Origin of the sequence: Brevundimonas sp. BAL450, assembly GCF_015767455.1 — a bacterium.
GTDB lineage: Bacteria > Pseudomonadota > Alphaproteobacteria > Caulobacterales > Caulobacteraceae > Brevundimonas > Brevundimonas abyssalis.
In genome coordinates, this window is sequence record NZ_JADWOW010000031.1 from 21,757 (window position 1) to 40,080 (window position 18,324).

The window sequence follows — 18,324 nt, forward strand, 5'->3', positions numbered from 1 at the left end:
GCTGAAGCTCCCGCCTCAGGATCGCGGCAGAACGCCGTTTTCGATGAAGCGGCGATCGGCCCAGACCGAGTGGGTGCCGCTGGAGATCTTGTGTGGCAGGGCGATGCGGACCACCGGCCCGGCCTCGAAGTCCTTGCAGTCGATCAGCACGCACTCCGACGTCTGGGTGTTTTCGTCGATCAGGAAGCTGACCAGATAGCCGTCGTCCTCGTCCTTCGCGTCGATGCGCGGGACGAAGGGCGACTCGCTGGCGTAGACGCCTTCGGGCAGGTTGACCGCCCATGACTGGCCGGTCTCGAGGTCATGCTTGACGAAGCCGGTGAACAAGAACCAGCCGGGCTTTGTGGTGGTGCTGTAGGCGTAGCGGTAGGGCACGCCGGCATGGCGCTGGTTGAACGTGCCGAACTCCAGCAGCCGGTCATCCATGTGATGCTCGCGGGTTTCGCCGGTCTTCAGGTTGAAGCGCCAGCGGTGCAGCCGGGGACGGAAGCTGTGCTCATCCAGGAACGCCATCATGTGGCTCATGCCCGGGGGGTAGCCCTCCAGCGGCTCGGGGCAAGGGTTCTCCTGAAAGTAGCCGTCCAGAACGATCTCGTCGCCGTCCTCCCAGGCGTTCAGGAAGTGCAGCACATAGGTGGGGTCGGCCTCGAACCAGCGGATGTCCTCCGGCCGGCCATACCGGGGAATGATGCCGAAGCGCGACTTCAGCCCGTCGTGCATGCGCGAGGCGTGGACGCCCTTCTTCAGGAGATCCTGATCCCAGAACAGCGGGAAGTCGTTGAGGATCGAATAGTTGGTGGTGAACGCCATGTCGTGGGGCAGGCGCGGCCCGGGCAGATCGATGGGCACGTAGTGGACCAGCGTCCCGGTCCGGTCCACAACCCCGTAGTGCATGTAGGGCGCATGGACGCCGTAGTTGAAGAACAGCATCTCGCCGGTGGCCTCGTCCACCTTGGGATGGGCCGAGACCCCGTCCAGCGGACCCCATGGCGCCACGCCGGACTGCTCCAGGGTCTCCGGATCGAGGCGATAGGCCTCGCCGCACTGGTAGAAGGTGGACAGGATCTGTCCGGCGTGAACCACCACGTCGGTGCTGGAGGAATCCTTGATGCCGCCGTGGGCCCCGAACCCCGGACGCACGGATGTGCCCGGCGGGTCCATCAGCCCGCCCCACAGCGACCCTTCCGCCTCCTGTTCGGCCTGGAAGCAGCGAGTGCGCACGAAGCGGTTGCGATAGTCCGCCTTGCCGCCGCGAAAGCTGATGGTGTGGACCATGCCGTCCCCGTCGAAGGGGTGATAGCGGCCCAGCGGCTGGTGAATCTGGTTCTCGGTGTTGCGCACATAGACGCCGTCGATGTCGTCCGGGATGCGGCCTTCCAGCACCGTCAGATCCGTGGCGTCCACCTCGGTGAGGATCGGCGTCCAGGCCCCGGTCAGATAGGGGTGGTTGGACGGCTTTAGCGACGATTTGATCGGCGGCAGTTGATGGACTGACATGGTGCGGCTCCTCGGGCGCGAACGCGACGTGCGAGGACCATAGGACTCGATGGTCTGCTTACGCAAGTAATGGGGTGAGGATAGCCGCCCGCTCCGGCGCGACAGATTGTTGCGCCCCCGCGCCCCTGTGTTAGCTTGGTTGCATAAGCAGACCAAAGAGAAGCAGGGAAACGTCCATGACCGCGCAGGCTGCCCAGTCCCCGACGACGGACGCCCCGCCCTTCCGCGATGCGGGGCTCATGGCGGTGGACCTTGAGGTGACCGGGCGTCCGGACGGCGCGCTGCTGGTGCGCTCCCGCATTCCTTTGGCCGAGCACGACTGGAACGTGCCGCGCGCCATCCTCGCAACGGCGCGGTCGCGTCCGGAGGCGCCCGCCATGGCGCGGCGCGAAGGCGGGACGGGGGATTGGCGTTTCACCACCTATGGCGAACTGGCCGACCAGATCGATGGCTTCGCCCAGTGGCTGCTGGATCGCAAGCTGCCGTCCGGCGCCGCGGTGATGATCATGGGCGCCAACTCGCCCGGTTTCGCGGCGGCGGCGCTGGGGGCCATGGCGGCAGGGGCCCCGGCCGCTCCGGTGAGCTTGCTGTACGCCATGCTGGGCGGCGATCTGGGACGGCTGCGCCATGTGATGGACCGCATCCGGCCCGCCGTTCTGGTCATCGAGGACGCCCGGCCCGTCGCCGCTGCCCTGGCGTCGCTGGATCTCGACGGCGTGACGGTGGTCACCGCGACCCCCGAGGTGGTGGACGCGCCCCATGTGGCGGATCTGGCCGAGGTCTTCGCCACGCCCGCGACCCCGGCGGTCGAAGCCAGTCTCGCGGCGCTCAAGCCCGACGACCACGCCAACTATCTGCTGACCTCCGGCTCCACCGGCCTGCCCAAGGTGGTGGCGGTATCCTACGCCAATCTGGCCGCCAATACGGCCCAGGGCGTGCAGGCGACGGGCGAGAGCCTGCGCTGGGACGGCCGCATCCTGAACTGGCTGCCGTGGCACCATACCGCCGGGGCCAGCGTCCTGCGCGCGACCCTGCTGGCGGGCGGCGTGTTCTATGTGGACGACGGCAAGCCGTTGCCGGGCCTGCTGGACATCTCCCTGCGGAATCTCAAGGAAATCCCGGTCGAGTATTACGCCAATGTGCCGCTGGGGTTCGCCCTGCTGGCCGACGCGCTGGAGGCGGATGCTGATCTGCGCCGCACCTTCTTCTCGGAGCTGCGTCTGATGCTGTTCGGCGGGGCGGCCCTGGCCCAGCCCGTCTACGACCGCATCCAGAAGATGGCGGTCGCGGAGACCGGCAAGCGCATCATGATGACCTCGGCCTATGGCTCCACCGAGACCACGGCCGGGTTCCTGGCGGGCTATGCCTATACCGACAAGGTCGGGCTGGGCCTGCCCCTGCCGGGGGTGACCCTCAAGCTGGTGCCGCACGACGACAGCCGCTGGGAGGTTCGGGTCAAGGGCCCCAACGTCACCCGCGGCTATCTGGACGACCCGGAGCGCAGCGCCCAGGCTTTCGACGACGAGGGCTTCTACTGCATGGGCGATCTGGCCACCTTCATCACCCCGGGCGAGGTGAGCGGCGGCCTGGCCTTCGCCGGGCGGCTGGCGGAAGAGTTCAAGCTGTCCACCGGGACCTGGGTCTATGGCGGCCCCGCGCGCGAAGCGGTGCTGACCGCCCTGTCGCCGCTGATCACCGAACTGGTGCTGTGCGATGAGAACCGGCCGTATCTGGGCATTCTCGCCTGGCCCTCGGTGGAGGGCGTCAAACGCGAGCTGGGGCTGGAGATCGGCGAGGCGATCACCTCCGGGCGGCTGGGCGAGGCTGTGCGCGAGCGGCTGGCGGCGCACAATGCGGCACACCCCATGGCCTCCATGCGCATCGAGCGGGCCGTGATCCTGACCGCGCCGCCGAACCCCAACGCCCACGAGGTGTCGGACAAGGGCAGCATCAACCGGCGCGGGGTGATCGACAACCGCAGCCAGGACGTGGCGCGCCTCTACGCCGACCAGCCCGATGCGGGCGTCATCGTCGTTGCGAAAGGAGATTGATCCGATGGTCTATATTCTCGGCGGCTGGCAGTCGGACTTCAAGCGCAACTGGGTCCGCGAGGGCATGGAGATCGCCGACGGGTTCGCCGAAACCCTGACCGGCGGGCTGGAGGCGACGGAACTGGAGCCCGGCGACATCGACGTGGGCCATGTGGGCAATTTCGTCGGCGACCTGTTCGCGGGCCAAGGCATGCTGGGCGGCTTCTTCGCCCTGTCAGACCAGCGGTTCGACGGCATGCCGGCCTCGCGCCACGAGGGGGCCTGCGCCTCGGGCTCGCTGGCCATCCTGGCGGCCATGGCGGACATCGAGTCCGGCCGCTACGGAACCGCCGCCGTGCTGGGGCTGGAGCTGATGCGCAATGTTCCGGGCCAGACGGCGGCCGAGCATCTGGGTGCCGCGGCCTGGGCGGGCCACGAGTATCAGGATGCGCGCTATGTCTGGCCGCGCGCCTTTTCTGACCTGACCGAGGAATACGACCGCCGCTACGGCATCAACGAGGCGCACCTGCGACGCATCGCCCAGATCAATTTCGCCAACGCCCGGCTGAATCCCAACGCCCAGACCCGGGAGTATGTCTTCCCCGACGCGGCCTTCGCCAATGACGACGAGGCCAATCCGGTGATCGAGGGGCGGGTGCGCAAGACTGACTGCGGTCAGGTGACCGACGGCGGCGCCATGGTGGTTCTGGCCTCGGCCGAGCGGGCGGCGGACTACGCACGCCGCCGCGGGATCGCGCTGGAGTCCCTGCCGCGCATCAAGGGCTGGGGCCATCGCAACGCGCCCATCAGCTACGCCCGCAAGATCGCCGCCAGCGCCGATGAGGCTTACGTCTTCCCGCAGGTGAAGCGCGCCATCGACGAGGCCCGCGCACGGGCCGGAATGTCATTGGACTCCATCGATGCGGTGGAGACCCACGACTGTTTCTCCATGACCGAATACATGGCCATCGACCATCTGGGCCTGACCGCGCCGGGCGAGGCGTGGAAGGCCATTGAGGCGGGGGATATCGAGATCGGCGGGCGGCTGCCCATCAACCCCTCCGGCGGCCTGATAGGCTGCGGCCACCCGGTGGGCGCGACGGGCGTGCGCATGGCCCTGGACGCGTTCAAGCAGACGACGGGGACGGCGGGGGCCTATCAGGTTGAGGGCGCCAGCACCGTCCAGACCCTGAACATCGGCGGGTCGACCACCACCACCGTCAGCCTTGTGATCGGCGTCTAGTTCTCGCGCCTTCGGATCGAGACGGCGGCGGTGCCGTGGGCCACCGCGCGGCCGTCGGGCAAGGACACCGTCACCTCGGTCACCACCTTGCGCGGGTCGGCATAGGCGGCGCGCGCCTCGGCGATCAGATGATCCGCCTCGATGGGAGCCGCGTTCAGGAAGCGCAGACTTAGATCAGTCGACAGCAGGTGCTCCCCCGGCTTCAGCAGGGTCATGGCCACCCCGCCCCCGGCGATGTCCACCAGCGCCGCCGTCACCCCGCCGTGGACCAGTCCGACGAAATTGGCGTGACCGGGATCCAGATCGCAGCGGATCACCATGCGGCCCCGCTCCACCTGGACCGGCCAGGCGCGCAGCCGCTCGGCGAAGCCCCCCGCGAAACGCGCCTCGGCCCAGCGCCGCGCCAGCTCGAGCCCGTCGGCGGCCGGGTCCAGCTGGAAGCGCGAGGCGAGGGACGGGGACGGCTCGCTCACGCCGCCGCCGCCCGGCTGTTCAGTCGGATGAAGCGGTCGGCCGCCGCGCGGTATTCGCGCTCCAGCCGCGCCACCACCTCGGCGGTGGACTCCACAGCCTCGATGCGGCCCACGCCCTGGCCGGCGGCCCAGATGTCCTTCCAGCGTTTGGTGCTCTGGCCGCCGGAATAGTCGCGCTGGATGGCGCCGCCCATGGCGTCGGGGTCGAGGCCCGCGGCCTTGAGGCTGGGCTTGAGCCAGGAGGCGTCGGTGCCGGTGACGGCGGGCGAGACGATCAGGTCGTCGGCGTCGCAGTCCACCACCATCTGCTTGTAGGCGTCCTGGGCCAGGCTCTCGCGCGTGGCCAGGAACCGGGTGCCCATGTAGACCATGTCCGCCCCCGCCGCGATGGCGCCCGCCACCCCCGCGCCGTCGGCGATGCCGCCGCCGATGGTCAGATAGCCGTCGAAGAACTCGCGCACCGCCGAGACGAAGGCGAAGGGCGACAGGTGGCCGGTGTGCCCGCCCGCCCCCGCGCTGATGCAGGCCAGACCATCCACGCCCGCCTCGGCGGCCTTTCGGGCCAGCTTCATGTTGACCACGTCGGCGAAGACCATGCCGCCGTAGCCCTTGACCGTCTCCATCACCGGCTTGGGCGACCCCAGGGCGGTGATGACGATGGGCGGCTTGTAGCGCGCCACCATGGCCAGGTCGTCGGCCAGCCTGGGGTTGGTGGAGTGGGTGATCAGATTGGCGATCCACGGCCCGTCGCCGGGCTTAAGCGCGCTTGTGATCTGGTCCATCCAGCGGTCCAGATCCTCGGGCGTCCGACAGTTGGGCGTCGGGAACGCGCCGCCGATCCCCGCCTTGCAGGCGGCGATGACCAGCTCCGGCCCGGAGACCAGGAACATGGGCGCGGCGATGACGGGCAGCCGCATGGACTGGGGGAAGGCGGAACTCATGCTTGAGCTGTTTCTCCAAGACGGTCGCGCAGATCCCGTTTGAGGACCTTGCCGACCGGGTTGCGCGGCAGGGCGTCGATGATCTCCAGCCGCTCGATCTGTTTGTAGACGGCCACCTGTTTCTCTTCAGTCAGATAGCGGTTGATCCCGGCCATGTCGGCGCTCTGGTCGGGGCGGAACACCACGAAGGCGCACAGGCGCTCGCCCAGCCGCTCGTCGGGCGCGCCCACAACGGCGGCCTCGGCGATGGCGGGGTGGCCCATCAGGTGGCCCTCGATCTCCTCGGACGAGATGTTCATGCCGCCGCGGATGATGATGTCCTTCAGCCGGCCCACGAAGCGGATGAAGCGGTTGTCCTCGCCCGCCAGCTCGAACAGGTCGCCGGAGCGGAACCAGCCGTCGGCGTCGAACGCCCGCTCATTGACCTCCGGCGCGCGCCAGTAGCCCGAGAACACCGTCGCCCCCTTCATGCGCAGCTCGCCGGGACGGCCGGGTTCGCGGATCTCCTCCTCGGTCTCGGGGTCCACCAGACGGGTGGAGATGCGGTCGTGCAGCATGGCTTTCCAGCGCAGGCCCTCGCCGAAGCGCGGGAACAGCACGGCCCGCTCCGCCGGGTCGGGCACGTCCTGCCAGGCGCTGGGGAACGAACAGCCCTCGTTGGAGCCGAAATAGTTGACGATCTGGACGCCGTATTTCTCGTGGAAGGTCTTGACCATCCACGGCGACAGGGGCGCCGAGCCGGAGCCGATGGCCTTCAGCCGCTTGAAGTCGATGCCCGCCAGCAGGGCCTCGTTCTGCAGCAGCAGGTTCAGCACGGCGGGCGGGGCGACGGTGTAGTCGATGGTCTCGTCGCGCATCTGCTTCAGCAGCACCTGCAGGTCGAACGGGTGGTGCTGGATCAGCACCCCTCCGGTCAGCAGCCAGCTGACGAAGCCGGTGGAGATTCCCGCCATGTTGACCATGGGAAACGGATTCAGGATGCGCGCGCCATGGCCCAGGTCGGCGGCGTCCACCACCCCCGCGCCCATGATGATCCACTCGTTGTGGCTGCGCGGCACCCCCTTGGGCTGGGCCTCGGTGCCGGAGGTCCAGCAGATGGTGAAGACGTCGTCGGCGCTGATCTTCGCCGTCTTCATGGCGTCGCGGGCGGCCTTCATCTGTTTCGGCGTCACCGCGTCCAGCAGCGGCTCCAGATCGATGGCGCCGGCGGGGCAGGTCTCGCCCATGACGAACACATGCTTCAGGGCGGGCGAGCGGCCGGCCACGGTCATCAGCATGTCGCCGTGAGCGTGCTTGCCGATGCGGTCGGTGGTCAGGGCGGCCACGGCGTCGGTCTTGCCGACGATGTAGCCCAACTCGCTCTCGCGGTATTGCACCGGGGCGGGCGAGACGATGATCCCCAGCCGCGCCGCCGCCAGATAGGTCAGGCTCAGGTCATTGATGTTGGGCAGCTGGACGACCAGCACGTCGTCCTTCTTCAGGCCGTGGGCATGGAACACCGCCGCCAGCCGGTCGACCGACGCGTCCGCCTCGGCCCAGGTCAGGCGCTCCGGCTGGCCGCCCATGATGTCGGCGGCGTTGAACGGATCGATCAGGGCCTCGGCATCGGGATGAGCCTTCAGATGGCGGCGGAACAGGTCGTCCAGGGTGTCGTCACCCCACCAGCCCTTTGCGCGGTAGTCGCGTATGCGATCCTGCGGCACGACGATCATGGCGTTTTCCTCCGTCTCTCGTTTTGTCTCCCGGTCATTGAGGCGCCGGGTAGATCAGGGTTCTCACATCCCCGCGCACCACCTTGCCCACCGGATTGCGGGGCAGGGCGGCCAGCGGATGCAGCGTCTTGGGGGTGCGCACCGGGCCGATGGTCCGGCGCACATGGTCGATGAGGGCGGCCTCGTCGGCAAGGGCGGGATCGTAGGCCACGGCGGCCTCCAGCCGTTCGCCCCACACCGGGTCCTCCACGCCGAAGGCGCAGGCCTCGCGCACCGCCGGATGGGCGCCCAGGGCCGCCTCCACCTCGGCGGGATAGATGTTGTACCCGCCCGAGATGATCATCTCGCGCGACCGGCCGAGAATGGTCAGCAGGCCGTCGGCTTCCAGCCGTCCCAGATCGCCGGTCCTGAGCCAGCCGTCCTGGCGGGCCTCGTCCGTGGCGTCTGGATCGTCCAGATAGGCGGTGTCGGCCAGATCGCCGCCCACCAGGATCTCGCCCTCGCCCTGGTCCGCCACATCGCCCCCGGCGGTCAGCACGCGGACGGGCGTGTCGGGGAAGGGATAGCCTGCGGCGCCGCGCAGCTCCGGCCGCGCCACCTGTTCAGGCGTCAGGGCGGCGATGGTCATGGGCGCCTCGGTCTGACCGAACAGGGCGCCCAGCACCGGGCCGAAGCGCGCGACCGCCTGTTCGATGCGGGCAGGCGGCATGGGGGCGGCGGACCAGGTCAGGTGGCGCAGGGCCGTGAAGTCCCCCGGCCCGAAAGCGGCCTCCTCCATCAGCAGATAGATCAGGGTCGGCGGCATGAAGGCCACGGTGACCCGGTGCTTCAGTTCGTCCAGCATGGCCGCCCGGTCCGGCTGGGCCATCAGCACATGGGCCCCGCCCACCGCCAGCACCGGCAGCACATAGTGGGACGAGCCGTGGGTCAGGGGCGCGACCGCCAGATTCACATCGTCGGCGGTGAAGCCGTAATAGGCCTGCATGGACCGCAGGGCCGCCATGGCGCTGCGCCGGCTCTGCACCACGCCCTTGGGCTTGCCGGTCGAGCCGCCCGTGAACTTGATAGCGAAGACGCCGTCCGGGTCGTGGTCGATGGCGGGTGGCGAGCCGGGCTCGACCGCGTCGACCCAGTTTTCCAGCTCCAGACGGCGGGCGCAGGGCGCGATCTGCTCCCGCGAGGGCTGATCGACGAACAGCATGTCCAGCTCGGCGCGGCGCTGGAGGTCCGCGTTCAGGCCGGGGCCGTTGCGGGGGTTCAGCGGAACCCAGACGGCGCCCGCGCGCAGGATGGCCAGATAGGCGACCACATGACGCCAGCTGTTGGCCGCGCACAGACCGATGCGGCGGCCCCGGTCCAGCCCCCGGCGGTGGAGGTCGGCAGCCAGGGCGTCCACTCGCGCGATGAGCTCGCCATGGGTGACGATCCGGTCGCCGTCGATCAGGGCAGGGCGGTCGGCCCGCGCGCGCCAGCCGTCATAGATCACGCCGACCGGGTTCATGCGGCGCGCTCCAGAACAGTGACCACGGTGGCCGCCTCCTCGACGCCCAGAAAGCCGCCGCCGTTCTCGGCCGCGGCCATGCGCGCGCCCTCGATCTGGGCCGCCCCGGCCTCGCCCCGCAGCTGGCGGGTCAGGTCGTGCAGCTGGATGATGCCCGTGGCGCCCACCGGATGGCCCTTGGCCACCAGACCGCCCGAGGCGTTGACCGGGGTGCGGCCGCCCAGGGCGAAGTCCCCCCGCCGCAGCCGCTCGCCCGCGGTCCCCGGCCGGGCCAGACCCAGGTTCTCGATCTGCTGGATTTCGGCGTAGCTGGTGGCGTCGTGGACCTCCACCGCGTCGATGTCGTCCGGTCCGACGCCGGCCTGCTCCCAGGCCGCCAGCGCCGCGCGACGGCCGATGTGGTTGTCCATGTCCGCCGCCTCGCGCGCCGAGGCGCTGACGAGGGCGCAGCCTCGCACCCGCACGGCCCGCGCGGCGGCGCCGAGCCGCTTCAGCCCGGCCCTGTTGCACACCACCATGGCCGCCGCCCCGTCGCTGACGGGCGCGCACATGGCGCGGGTGAAGGGGAAGACAATAGGCTTGTCGGCCAGCACCTGCTCCGCGGTCATGGGGGTGCGGTATTGGGCCAGCGGGTTCAGGGCGCCCGCCGCGTGGTTCTTGGCCGCCGCATGGGCGAAGTCGGCCTGGGTCGTGCCGTGCCGGGCCATGTGGGCGCGAGCCTGGGCGGCGTACAGATCCATGAACAGGCTGCGGCCCTCGCCCGGCTCCTCGCCGCCCATCTCGCGGATGTAGGCCAGCACGCCGTCGCGGTCGTGGATGTCTGTCCCGCCCGCAAAGGCCGCAGCCACCCGCTCCGGGCGGTCGGGCCAGACCATCTTCTCGGCCCCTGCGACCAGGGCGATGTCGCCGGCGCCCGACCGCAGCCACTGCATGGCCAGCCACAGGGCGGTGGAGCCCGAGGCGCAGGCGTTTTCAACGTTGATCACCGGGATGCCGGTCAGGCCCAGCGGACGCAGGGCGATCTGGCCGCGCACGGTGTTCTGGCCCTCCAGCATGGGCTGGCGCGTATTGGCGAACCAGGCGGCCTGGATGTGGGCGGTTTCCGCGCCCGCGTCGGTCAGGGCGGCCTGCACCGCCTTGGCGGTCAGTGATTTGACGCTCTGATCCAGCCGCTTGCCCAGCGCCGTCATGCCGACCCCGGCGATGAAGACATCCGCTGTCATGCCGCCGCCGGGCGACGCCGCTGGACGATGCGGAAGCGGGAGGCGACGAAGGCGAGGTCGGCCAGACAGGCGTTGCCCGCCGGGTTCAGCCCCGAGACATGATAGTCGCTGTAGGCGGCTGCGAAATTGATCCACATGGCGCCGGTCAGATTGACGGTCAGATTGGCGCCCGCCTGCTCGTACAGCGGCGTCGCGCGGTCGATGAAGGCCTCGTCGGTGGAGTACAGATAGGACGAGATCGAGCCATGTTCGCGGGCCAGCCGGGTCGCCTCGGCCACCGCCGCATCGCCGTCCATGCGCACGACGAACAGCACCGGCCCGAAATGTTCCTCGGCGTAGAGGGCGGGGTCTGACCCGTCGACCGCGACCACCAGCGGCGTCAGGGTGCGCGCCTCGGGGAACTGCGGGTGGACGTAGGGCGCGGCCTCGCGCAGCACGCGGGCCTTCGGATGCTGGTCGAGGGCGGCGCGCACATCAGCCACGGCCTTCAGGCTGACCGCGCCCTGGATGGCACCCATGATCCCTGCGGCCAGCGCCGGATCGCCGGCGATGGCGTCGATCTGCTCCACCAGCGCCTGCCCGAAGGCGTCGGCGAGATCCGGGCGCACATAGATCACCTGCGGGCTGGTGCACATCTGGGCCGAGAACAGGCACGAGGCGCGGGCGATGGCGCGGGCGGCGGCGTCCATGTCCCCGGCGGACTCCACCACCACGGTGTTGACCCCCGCTGTCTCGGTGAACAGCAGCTTGCCGGTCACCGTGCGCTCCAGATGGCCGCCGTAGCGGGGGCTGCCGGTGAAATCGACGATCTGCACCGCCGGGTGGTCCACCAGATGCTGGGCCACGGGCGCCTCAAGCGTGTCCACGGCCAGGGTGACGAGGTTGGGATCAAAGCCGTGGTCCGCCAGCACCCGGCGGCATTCGCGCACCACGATGGCCATGGGCAGCACGGCGATGGGGTGCGGCTTGACGATCACCGGGTTGCCCGTTGCGAGGCTGGCGAACATGGCCGGATAGGCGTTCCAGGTGGGGAAACTGGCGCAACAGATGACCAGACCGACGCCGCGCGGGACGATGGAATAGGTCTTGTCCAGAACCACCCGCTCGCCCGCGAAGTCGCGCTCGTAGCGGCCGTTCGGCGCCACGTCGCGCATGGCCTTGACCGCATAGGCCAGGGCCTCGATGCCCCGGTCCAGCGCATTGGGCCCCGAGCCGCTGAAGGCCTGGGTGTAGCTTTGCCCCGCTACGTGCATGACGCCGTGGGCCATCTCGAAATTGACGTCGTAGAGCCGCACCGCCATCTCGACGCATAGCGCCGCGCGCAGGTCGGGCGAGACGGCGGCCCAGTCCGGCATGGCGGCCTGCGCCGCCGCGATCAGGGCCTCTGGCGTGCTGACCGGATAGGTGACGCCCAACGGCTGCTGCGTATAGGGTGAGACCTCGGCCCCGACCCACTCGGTGACGCCCGGCAGATCCAGCGCGAACCGCTGGCCCAGCTGCGCCTCGAAGGCGGCCTTTCCGGCCACCGGCTTGTCCGGGCCGTGGATCTTCGTCGAGGGCGAGTCCTTGAACGGCGACCAGGCGCGGCGGGTGCGGATGGCGTCCAGCGCGCTTTCGATCAGGTCCGCGTGACGGGCCACGACGGCGTCGCGGGGCGCGGGCGAGCGGGCGTCCATCAGCGGCCTCCCATGCGCTCGACGATCATGGCCGAGCCGACTCCTTGCGCGCCCGCCGCGACCACCAGGCCATAGCGGCCCTCGCACGCGTCCAGCGCGTCCAGCAGCGACGACAGCAGGATGGCGCCCGTGGCCCCCATGGGGTGCCCCTTGGCCAGGTGGCCGCCGCCTACATTGACCTTGTCCGGATCCACGTCCCGCTCACGCAGGAAGGTGACGATGGTGACGGCGAAGGCCTCCATGAACTCGATGCGGTCCATGTCGGACAGGGTCAGGCCCGCCCGCTCCAGCACCCGGTCCATGGCGGTGAAGCCTGCGGTCAGGGAGGCGGCCGGATCGCCGCCGACCTCCACATGGGCCACGATGCGCGCCCGGGCGCCCTCGGTCTCGGACGAGACCAGCGTCAGCCCGGCGCCGTCGGCCATGGGCGGGGCGTGGGCCACGGTGTGTCGATGATCGATGGCCCGGCCTTCCAGGGCGTCCGCATAGGGCGCGGCCATCTCGGCGAAGGCGGCGGGCAGCTTGCCCAGTTTCTCCAGCGTCGTCGGCCGGGCGCATTCGTCGCTGTTCAGCCCGTTCAGCGCGATGCGCGAGGCGACCAGCGGGCCGCCTTCGGCGTCGACCGTGCGGGACTGGGAGACCAGCGCCGCCTGATCCATCTCGGCTCGGGACACGCCCGCATCCTCGGCCAGCCGGTCGGCGGCGACGGCCACCGGCAGATAGCGGGTGCGGGCCGGGAAGGACGCGTCGGCGTAATAGTCGGCGCGGTCGCCCATGAACGGCACGCGCGACATCATCTCGACCCCGCCCGCCAGCACCGAGCGGGCGCGGCCGGTCTGGACCATGTCGGCGGCCTGTCCGATGGCGGTCAGACCCGACACGCAATAGTTGTTGATGCTCCACGCCGCCGTTTCGTCCGGCAGGCCGGCGTGCAGCTTGGACACCAGCGCCACATTGGCGCCCTGGGCGCCAACCTGTCCGACACAGCCGACGATCAGCGCCTCGGCTCCGCGGGCGTCATGGCCGCGGGTCTCGATGGCGTCGATCAGTCCGCCGATCAGTTCGTGGGGCTTCAGCGCCGCCAGCCCGCCGTCGGGGCGGGCCCTGGCGCGGGGCGTGCGGACGGCGTCGTGGATGTAGGCGTTCATCAATCAGGCGGCCTTCAGCTGGTCGCCGCGCGCCCAGGTGCCATGGAAGCCCGCGGGCACACGCACCGGCAGGATGACCCGCGCCACCGGCCCGGCCTCCATGTTCTGCGCATCGATCACCTGCACCTCGGACTTGCCGGTCTCGGCGTCGGTCACGAAGGCGATGACATAGCCGTCGTCCTCGGCCGTCGCGCCGACGCGCGGGGCGAAGGCGGGCTCGGAGCCGAACTGCGACGGCTGGTAGTCCCAGGTCCGCGCGGCGCCGGTCTCGAGGTCGTACTTGATGAGGCCCTTGAAGCTCTGCAGCTCCCTGGGCGCCATGGCCACGTGATAGGACCACTTCGTGGGCCGCGAGGCATAGTCCAGATTGACCACCGGGAACTCGCCGATGCGGTCGTCCAGCTGGCGCTTCTTCACCTCGCCGGTCTTCATGTTCATGCGCCATTCCACCGGCACGGCGTGCAGGGCCAGCACGTTCACCATGGCGGCGTAGGGGCCGTACTCCGGGTTCGGCGGGAAGCCGTTGGGCGTCATCATGCAGGCGGTCATGACCACCTCGTCGCCGTCCTCCCAGGCGTTCACCACGTGATAGATGTAGCAGCTGTCGGTCTCGAACCAGCGGACCTGATCCCCCGAGCCGTTGCGCGGGACCACGCCGAAGCGGGCCGGCTGGTCGGCGAAATGGATGTTCCAGGTGCTGCGCTTCAGCCCGCCGTCGGTGAACACCACCGGCAGGTCGTGCAGGATGACGTAGTTCTCGGTCAGACCCATGTCGTGGGGCAGGCGCGGTCCCGGCAGCTCGACGCGGGCGAAATGGGTCAGCTCATTGGTCGGGCTGACCACGCCGAAGGTCATCCAGGGTTCGTAGAGCGAATAGTCGAAGAACACGAACTCGCCGGTCTTCGGATCCACCTTGGAGTGGGCGGAGACGTGGCGCGACAGGGCTCCGCCGAAGGTCTCGGTCCCGATGGTCTCCAGGGTCCGCGCGTCGATGCGCACCGGATGGCCCGAGATGTACCACAGCGCCATCAGCGACCCGTTGTGCAGCACCAGATCGGTGTTGGCCGTGTCCTTGTAGACCTTGTCGCCGCGCGTGGACGACGGATCGGCGCGGGTGGAGGGCTCCATCACCCCGCCCGCGCCGCAGCCGCCGTTGAGGTCCGCCACATGGTCCGCCGAGCGGACGTAGCGGTTGCGGTACTCGGCCTTGCCGTTCTCGAACCAGACGGCGTGGACCATGCCGTCGCCGTCGAACCAGTGGTGCATGCCCTGGGGCGCCTGGGCGGGATTCGGCCCGTTTCGATAGAAGGCGCCGTGCAGATCCTGCGGGATTTCCCCGATCACAGGCAGGTCGATGGCCGTGGTCTCACGTGAGACCGGCTCATAGGCGCCCTGGATATAGGGGTTGAGCGTATTCAGCGGGCTCAGCGGCCCGGTTTCGATACGGCGTGCGGCGGCGGCGTCGTCGGCCATGGCAATTGCCTCCAGAAACTTTTCAGAACAGACCTTCGGACATTTGGTCGCTTAACGCAAGCGTTGGCGTCACGCCTCGACCCCGCCGCGAATTGGAGTAGAGGGAGATATGCAGACCAGTGAAGAGCGTGCGGACGAGCCGGACATGCGGGCCCTGATCATGGGCAATCCGGTGGCGCGGGCCTTCGCCATCACCGGCGACGCCTGGACCCAATTGATCCTGCGCGAGGCGTTCTACGGCGTGCGCCGCTTCAGCGCCTGGCGCGATCAGCTCGGCGCGCCGCGCAGCGTTCTGGCTGACCGCCTGCAACGCCTGACGGCCGCCGGAATGCTCGAAACCCGGCCTGTGGCCGAAGGCGGGGCGAGGCTGGAGTACCGCCTCACCGCCATGGGGCTGGACATGTTCGGCGTGGCGGTCATGCAGGGACAGTGGGAACGGAAATGGGCCCGCTCGCCGCTGCAGGAGCGCTATGCCTTGCGCTTCTATGACCGCCAGACCGGAGACCGGCTCGAGCCGGTGGTGCTGGGCTATGAGCATGGGACCCCGGCGGGGATCGACAATGTGGTCTGGGCGGTCACGGCGCCCATGACGCCGATCGCCCCGCCGACCTCGCGCAGACGCCGCTCGCAGCCCATCGAGACGGACCGGCCCATCATCGACCGCTCCACCGACATCATGGGCGACTATTGGAGCTGGGCCGTGCTGTCGGCGGCCTATTTCCGTCTGCGTCGCTTTGACGAGATTCACGCCGCCCTGGGCGTCGCCACCAATATTCTGGCGGACCGGCTGTCGCGTCTGGTGCTGCACGGGGTGCTGGAGCGCAAACCCTATCAGGACGCGCCCGTGCGTTACGAATACCGCCTGACCGAGGCCGGGCGCGACATGTACCCCATCGTTCTGGCCATGCACGGCTGGAGCGAGCGCTGGCTGTATCCGGATGAAAGCCCGCCCCTGCGGCTCAAGAGCAGGACGACGGGGGAGATTCTTTCGCCGGTGGTCTGCGACCGGTCGACGGGCCGGGCCATCGACCCGCGTCGGGTGCGCTGGGAAGTCGAGCGTGAAGCCGCGCCTAAGGGCGGCGCCCCCTGACGCGAAAAGGCCGCCGCCGCGGGGATGCGGCGACGGCCTGGTTTCAGTCTCGATGTGACCTCAGAACGTACGGCTCAAGGCGATGCCGAACGAGCGCGGCGGCCCGAACACGCTGAAGCCGACGCCCACGTTCTTGATGACGTGGTTGCGGTACTCCTCGTCGGTCAGGTTTTTGCCGTAGACCGACACCTTGAAGCCGTTGTCCGTCTCCCAGGACGCGAAGGCGCTCAGCAGGCCGTAGGAGGGGATCAGCACCTCGGGGTTGTTGGACGGGTCAAAGAAGTAGTCGTCCGTCCATTGGTAATCGATGCGCGTGGCCAGGGTGCCTTGCCCCACACGCCATTCACCGTCGGCGTAGAGGGTGTACTGGCTCTCCGGAGAACGCGGCAGGATGTTGCCCTCATAGGGCAGCGTGCCGCCCGCCGAGATCGCGTCCGAGGTGAACTGGGCGTCCAGGCTGGTGTACGATCCTCCGATGGTGATGGCGGAGGTGACGGCCAGGGCCGTCTCGATCTCGAAGCCCTCAACCTCGGCCTGGGCGTTGGAGGCGACCAGGTTCAGTCCGGCCAGCTCATTGACCTGCAGGTCGGTGTAGTCCAGCCGGAACGCCGCCGCATTGAAGCGCAGCCGTCCGTCAAACACCGTGGTCTTGGCGCCGATCTCGTAGTTGTCCAGCAGTTCCGAGCTCAGCGGCTGCACAGCCTGGGCGCCGGTCTGGGCCGCGCTGATATAGGCGCCGGCCTTGTAGCCCCGGTCGTAGCTCGCATAGAAGCGCACGTCCGGCAGGGGCTCCACCGACAGGGCGACCCGCCAGGTGGGCTCCTCGAAGGTGGTGCTGGCGCTGACGTCATAGGGTGATCCCGTCGGTCCCAGGGGGATGCCCGGCGGCCCGTTCAGACCAAGGTCGTTGTCGATAGCCACCTGATGGACTTCGCGCTCGTCGTGGGTCCAGCGGGCGCCCAGGGTCAGCTCCCAGATGCTCGCGAAGGGGATCGCCGCCTGACCGAACACCGCATAGCTGGTGTTGGTGGCATCCTGGAAGAAGGTGGTGTCGCCGCCGAAAATGGGCGGGGCGATGGGCAGGGCGGTCTCCACAATGAAGCGCTCGGTGCGGACCACGTTCTCACGGAAGAGATAGACGCCCGCCACCCAGTTGATGTTGGAATCCGCCGCCGAAACGAAGCGGAACTCCTGGCTGAACTGGTCGGCCTGTTCTTCGGCTCGATTGTCCACCCGCAGGGGGAAGGCCGGATAGGTCAGGCCGCCCAGATTGTCGCGCCAGTCGTAGTCGTTGTCGCGATAGGAGGTCAGGGATACGAAGCCGAAATTGTCGCCCTGCCATTCCGCCCGGCCGGTGATGCCCCAGTTGGTGCGGTTCTGATAGGTGGCGTCCGGGTTCAGGGTCTCGCGGATGTCGAGGCCGGCGCGCAGGTTGTTGATGACGGCGACGAAAGGCGCGGGGGTCGTGGCGACGGTGACCGGAATGCGCGCCTGGCCGTCCATCTCCTCCATGCTGCCGTCGAAGCCTGCCAGGAAGCTCCAGTTCCCGGCCTCGCGCAGAACCTGGCCGCGCAGGCCGAAGGACGTCCCGCCATGCAGGTCCGCGCCCGTGAGCACGTTCTCGGCGTAGCCGTCGTTGGTGCTGAAGCGGAAGGCGATACGGCCCGCGGTGTCCTCGGCGATCTCGCCATTGAACACGCCTTCCAGGCCCATCTCGTTGAAGCTGCCATACCGGGCCGTCAACTGGCCGAAGGGCGCGAAGTCAGGCCGGTTCGTATAGACGTTCAGCGCCCCGCCCGAGGCGTTGCGTCCATACAGCGTGCCCTGGGGCCCGCGCAGGATTTCCACTCGTTGCACATCCATGAAGGCCAGGGCGCTGGCGCCCGCGCGGCCGATGGAGACCTCGTCGATGGACACGCCGATGGACGGGTCGCTGGCGGCGGAGTCGCTGGTGGTGCCGACGCCGCGCACGAAGATCTGCGGCTCGCCAACGTTGAACTGGGTCATGGTGACGCCCGGGGCCTTGCCCGCGACGTCCTGAAGACCGGTCGCGGCCGTGCGCTCCAGCATCTCCTGACTGAAGGCTGTGACGGCGATGGGCACTTCCTGAAGGCCCTGTTCCCGACGCTGGGCGGTGATGATGATTTCGTCGAGCGTGACAGAGCCCGGCTGGGCCTGCTCGGTCTGTTGCGCGACGGCCGGGGCGGCGAATCCGGCCGTCACGGCCAGGGCCGCCGTCGACACGCCGGCCAGACGCCGACGCCAGGACGAACCGCGCATATTGATGCTGGTCAAGACATTCCCTCCGGTGTGTTCG

13 protein-coding genes are annotated in these 18,324 nt (G+C 69.1%); 3 read left to right on the forward strand and 10 right to left on the reverse strand.

Translation table 11 applies throughout. The features are described 5' to 3' along the window. Nucleotides 1–15: 15 nt before the first annotated feature. Nucleotides 16–1,497, reverse strand: a complete 1,482-nt coding sequence (locus IWC96_RS02010) for a carotenoid oxygenase family protein (protein WP_196838271.1) — start codon at nucleotides 1,495–1,497, stop codon at nucleotides 16–18. Between the two features lie 176 nt (nucleotides 1,498–1,673). Between IWC96_RS02010 and IWC96_RS02015 the strand changes: the two genes are divergently transcribed. Then, on the forward strand, nucleotides 1,674–3,548 hold the full coding sequence (locus tag IWC96_RS02015) for an AMP-binding protein (RefSeq protein ID WP_045318888.1): 1,875 nt from the start codon (nucleotides 1,674–1,676) through the stop codon (nucleotides 3,546–3,548). 4 nt (nucleotides 3,549–3,552) lie between these two features. Further along, nucleotides 3,553–4,770, forward strand: coding sequence for an acetyl-CoA acetyltransferase (locus IWC96_RS02020; protein WP_021696840.1), 1,218 nt, complete (start codon nucleotides 3,553–3,555; stop codon nucleotides 4,768–4,770). Here IWC96_RS02020 and IWC96_RS02025 read toward each other — a convergent pair. Genes IWC96_RS02025 through IWC96_RS02060 form a run of 8 tightly spaced genes read right to left on the reverse strand, consistent with a single transcriptional unit; the run spans nucleotide 4,767 to nucleotide 14,917 of the window. Further along, nucleotides 4,767–5,243: a PaaI family thioesterase gene (locus tag IWC96_RS02025; protein WP_021696839.1), complete on the reverse strand. Its 477-nt coding sequence runs from the start codon at nucleotides 5,241–5,243 to the stop codon at nucleotides 4,767–4,769. The two genes, IWC96_RS02020 and IWC96_RS02025, sit on opposite strands and share 4 nt — an antisense overlap. Beyond that, nucleotides 5,240–6,184 (reverse strand): nitronate monooxygenase family protein, encoded by a 945-nt coding sequence (locus IWC96_RS02030; RefSeq protein ID WP_196838272.1) that lies wholly within the window; start codon nucleotides 6,182–6,184, stop codon nucleotides 5,240–5,242. Before IWC96_RS02030 ends, IWC96_RS02025 begins: the two co-directional genes overlap by 4 nt. Continuing rightward, nucleotides 6,181–7,896, reverse strand: a complete 1,716-nt coding sequence (locus IWC96_RS02035; RefSeq protein ID WP_196838273.1) for a class I adenylate-forming enzyme family protein — start codon at nucleotides 7,894–7,896, stop codon at nucleotides 6,181–6,183. Before IWC96_RS02035 ends, IWC96_RS02030 begins: the two co-directional genes overlap by 4 nt. A gap of 34 nt (nucleotides 7,897–7,930) precedes the next feature. Beyond that, nucleotides 7,931–9,397, reverse strand: coding sequence for a class I adenylate-forming enzyme family protein (locus tag IWC96_RS02040; protein ID WP_021696836.1), 1,467 nt, complete (start codon nucleotides 9,395–9,397; stop codon nucleotides 7,931–7,933). Then, nucleotides 9,394–10,620, reverse strand: coding sequence for a thiolase family protein (locus IWC96_RS02045; RefSeq protein ID WP_021696835.1), 1,227 nt, complete (start codon nucleotides 10,618–10,620; stop codon nucleotides 9,394–9,396). Before IWC96_RS02045 ends, IWC96_RS02040 begins: the two co-directional genes overlap by 4 nt. Further along, a complete protein-coding gene (locus IWC96_RS02050) occupies nucleotides 10,617–12,296 on the reverse strand; it encodes an aldehyde dehydrogenase family protein (RefSeq protein ID WP_196838274.1) in 1,680 nt (559 codons plus the stop codon). Before IWC96_RS02050 ends, IWC96_RS02045 begins: the two co-directional genes overlap by 4 nt. After that, nucleotides 12,296–13,444, reverse strand: coding sequence for an acetyl-CoA C-acyltransferase (locus tag IWC96_RS02055; protein WP_196838275.1), 1,149 nt, complete (start codon nucleotides 13,442–13,444; stop codon nucleotides 12,296–12,298). Before IWC96_RS02055 ends, IWC96_RS02050 begins: the two co-directional genes overlap by 1 nt. 3 nt (nucleotides 13,445–13,447) lie before the next feature. Continuing rightward, nucleotides 13,448–14,917: a carotenoid oxygenase family protein gene (locus IWC96_RS02060; protein ID WP_196838276.1), complete on the reverse strand. Its 1,470-nt coding sequence runs from the start codon at nucleotides 14,915–14,917 to the stop codon at nucleotides 13,448–13,450. A gap of 109 nt (nucleotides 14,918–15,026) precedes the next feature. Between IWC96_RS02060 and IWC96_RS02065 the strand changes: the two genes are divergently transcribed. Further along, nucleotides 15,027–16,007 (forward strand): helix-turn-helix domain-containing protein, encoded by a 981-nt coding sequence (locus IWC96_RS02065; RefSeq protein ID WP_021696830.1) that lies wholly within the window; start codon nucleotides 15,027–15,029, stop codon nucleotides 16,005–16,007. A 60-nt stretch (nucleotides 16,008–16,067) separates the two neighbouring features. Here IWC96_RS02065 and IWC96_RS02070 read toward each other — a convergent pair whose 3' ends face one another. Then, nucleotides 16,068–18,302, reverse strand: coding sequence for a TonB-dependent receptor (locus tag IWC96_RS02070; protein ID WP_021696829.1), 2,235 nt, complete (start codon nucleotides 18,300–18,302; stop codon nucleotides 16,068–16,070). Nucleotides 18,303–18,324: the final 22 nt, after the last annotated feature.

What these genes read in the sequence shown, in the direction of transcription:
- IWC96_RS02010 (WP_196838271.1), bottom strand. Translation starts at nt 1,497, where the DNA reads ATGTCAGTCCATCAACTGCCGCCGATCAAATCGTCGCTAAAGCCGTCC.
- IWC96_RS02015 (WP_045318888.1), top strand. Translation starts at nt 1,674, where the DNA reads ATGACCGCGCAGGCTGCCCAGTCCCCGACGACGGACGCCCCGCCCTTC.
- IWC96_RS02020 (WP_021696840.1), top strand. Translation starts at nt 3,553, where the DNA reads ATGGTCTATATTCTCGGCGGCTGGCAGTCGGACTTCAAGCGCAACTGG.
- IWC96_RS02030 (WP_196838272.1), bottom strand. Translation starts at nt 6,184, where the DNA reads ATGAGTTCCGCCTTCCCCCAGTCCATGCGGCTGCCCGTCATCGCCGCG.
- IWC96_RS02035 (WP_196838273.1), bottom strand. Translation starts at nt 7,896, where the DNA reads ATGATCGTCGTGCCGCAGGATCGCATACGCGACTACCGCGCAAAGGGC.
- IWC96_RS02040 (WP_021696836.1), bottom strand. Translation starts at nt 9,397, where the DNA reads ATGAACCCGGTCGGCGTGATCTATGACGGCTGGCGCGCGCGGGCCGAC.
- IWC96_RS02045 (WP_021696835.1), bottom strand. Translation starts at nt 10,620, where the DNA reads ATGACAGCGGATGTCTTCATCGCCGGGGTCGGCATGACGGCGCTGGGC.
- IWC96_RS02050 (WP_196838274.1), bottom strand. Translation starts at nt 12,296, where the DNA reads ATGGACGCCCGCTCGCCCGCGCCCCGCGACGCCGTCGTGGCCCGTCAC.
- IWC96_RS02055 (WP_196838275.1), bottom strand. Translation starts at nt 13,444, where the DNA reads ATGAACGCCTACATCCACGACGCCGTCCGCACGCCCCGCGCCAGGGCC.
- IWC96_RS02060 (WP_196838276.1), bottom strand. Translation starts at nt 14,917, where the DNA reads ATGGCCGACGACGCCGCCGCCGCACGCCGTATCGAAACCGGGCCGCTG.
- IWC96_RS02065 (WP_021696830.1), top strand. Translation starts at nt 15,027, where the DNA reads ATGCAGACCAGTGAAGAGCGTGCGGACGAGCCGGACATGCGGGCCCTG.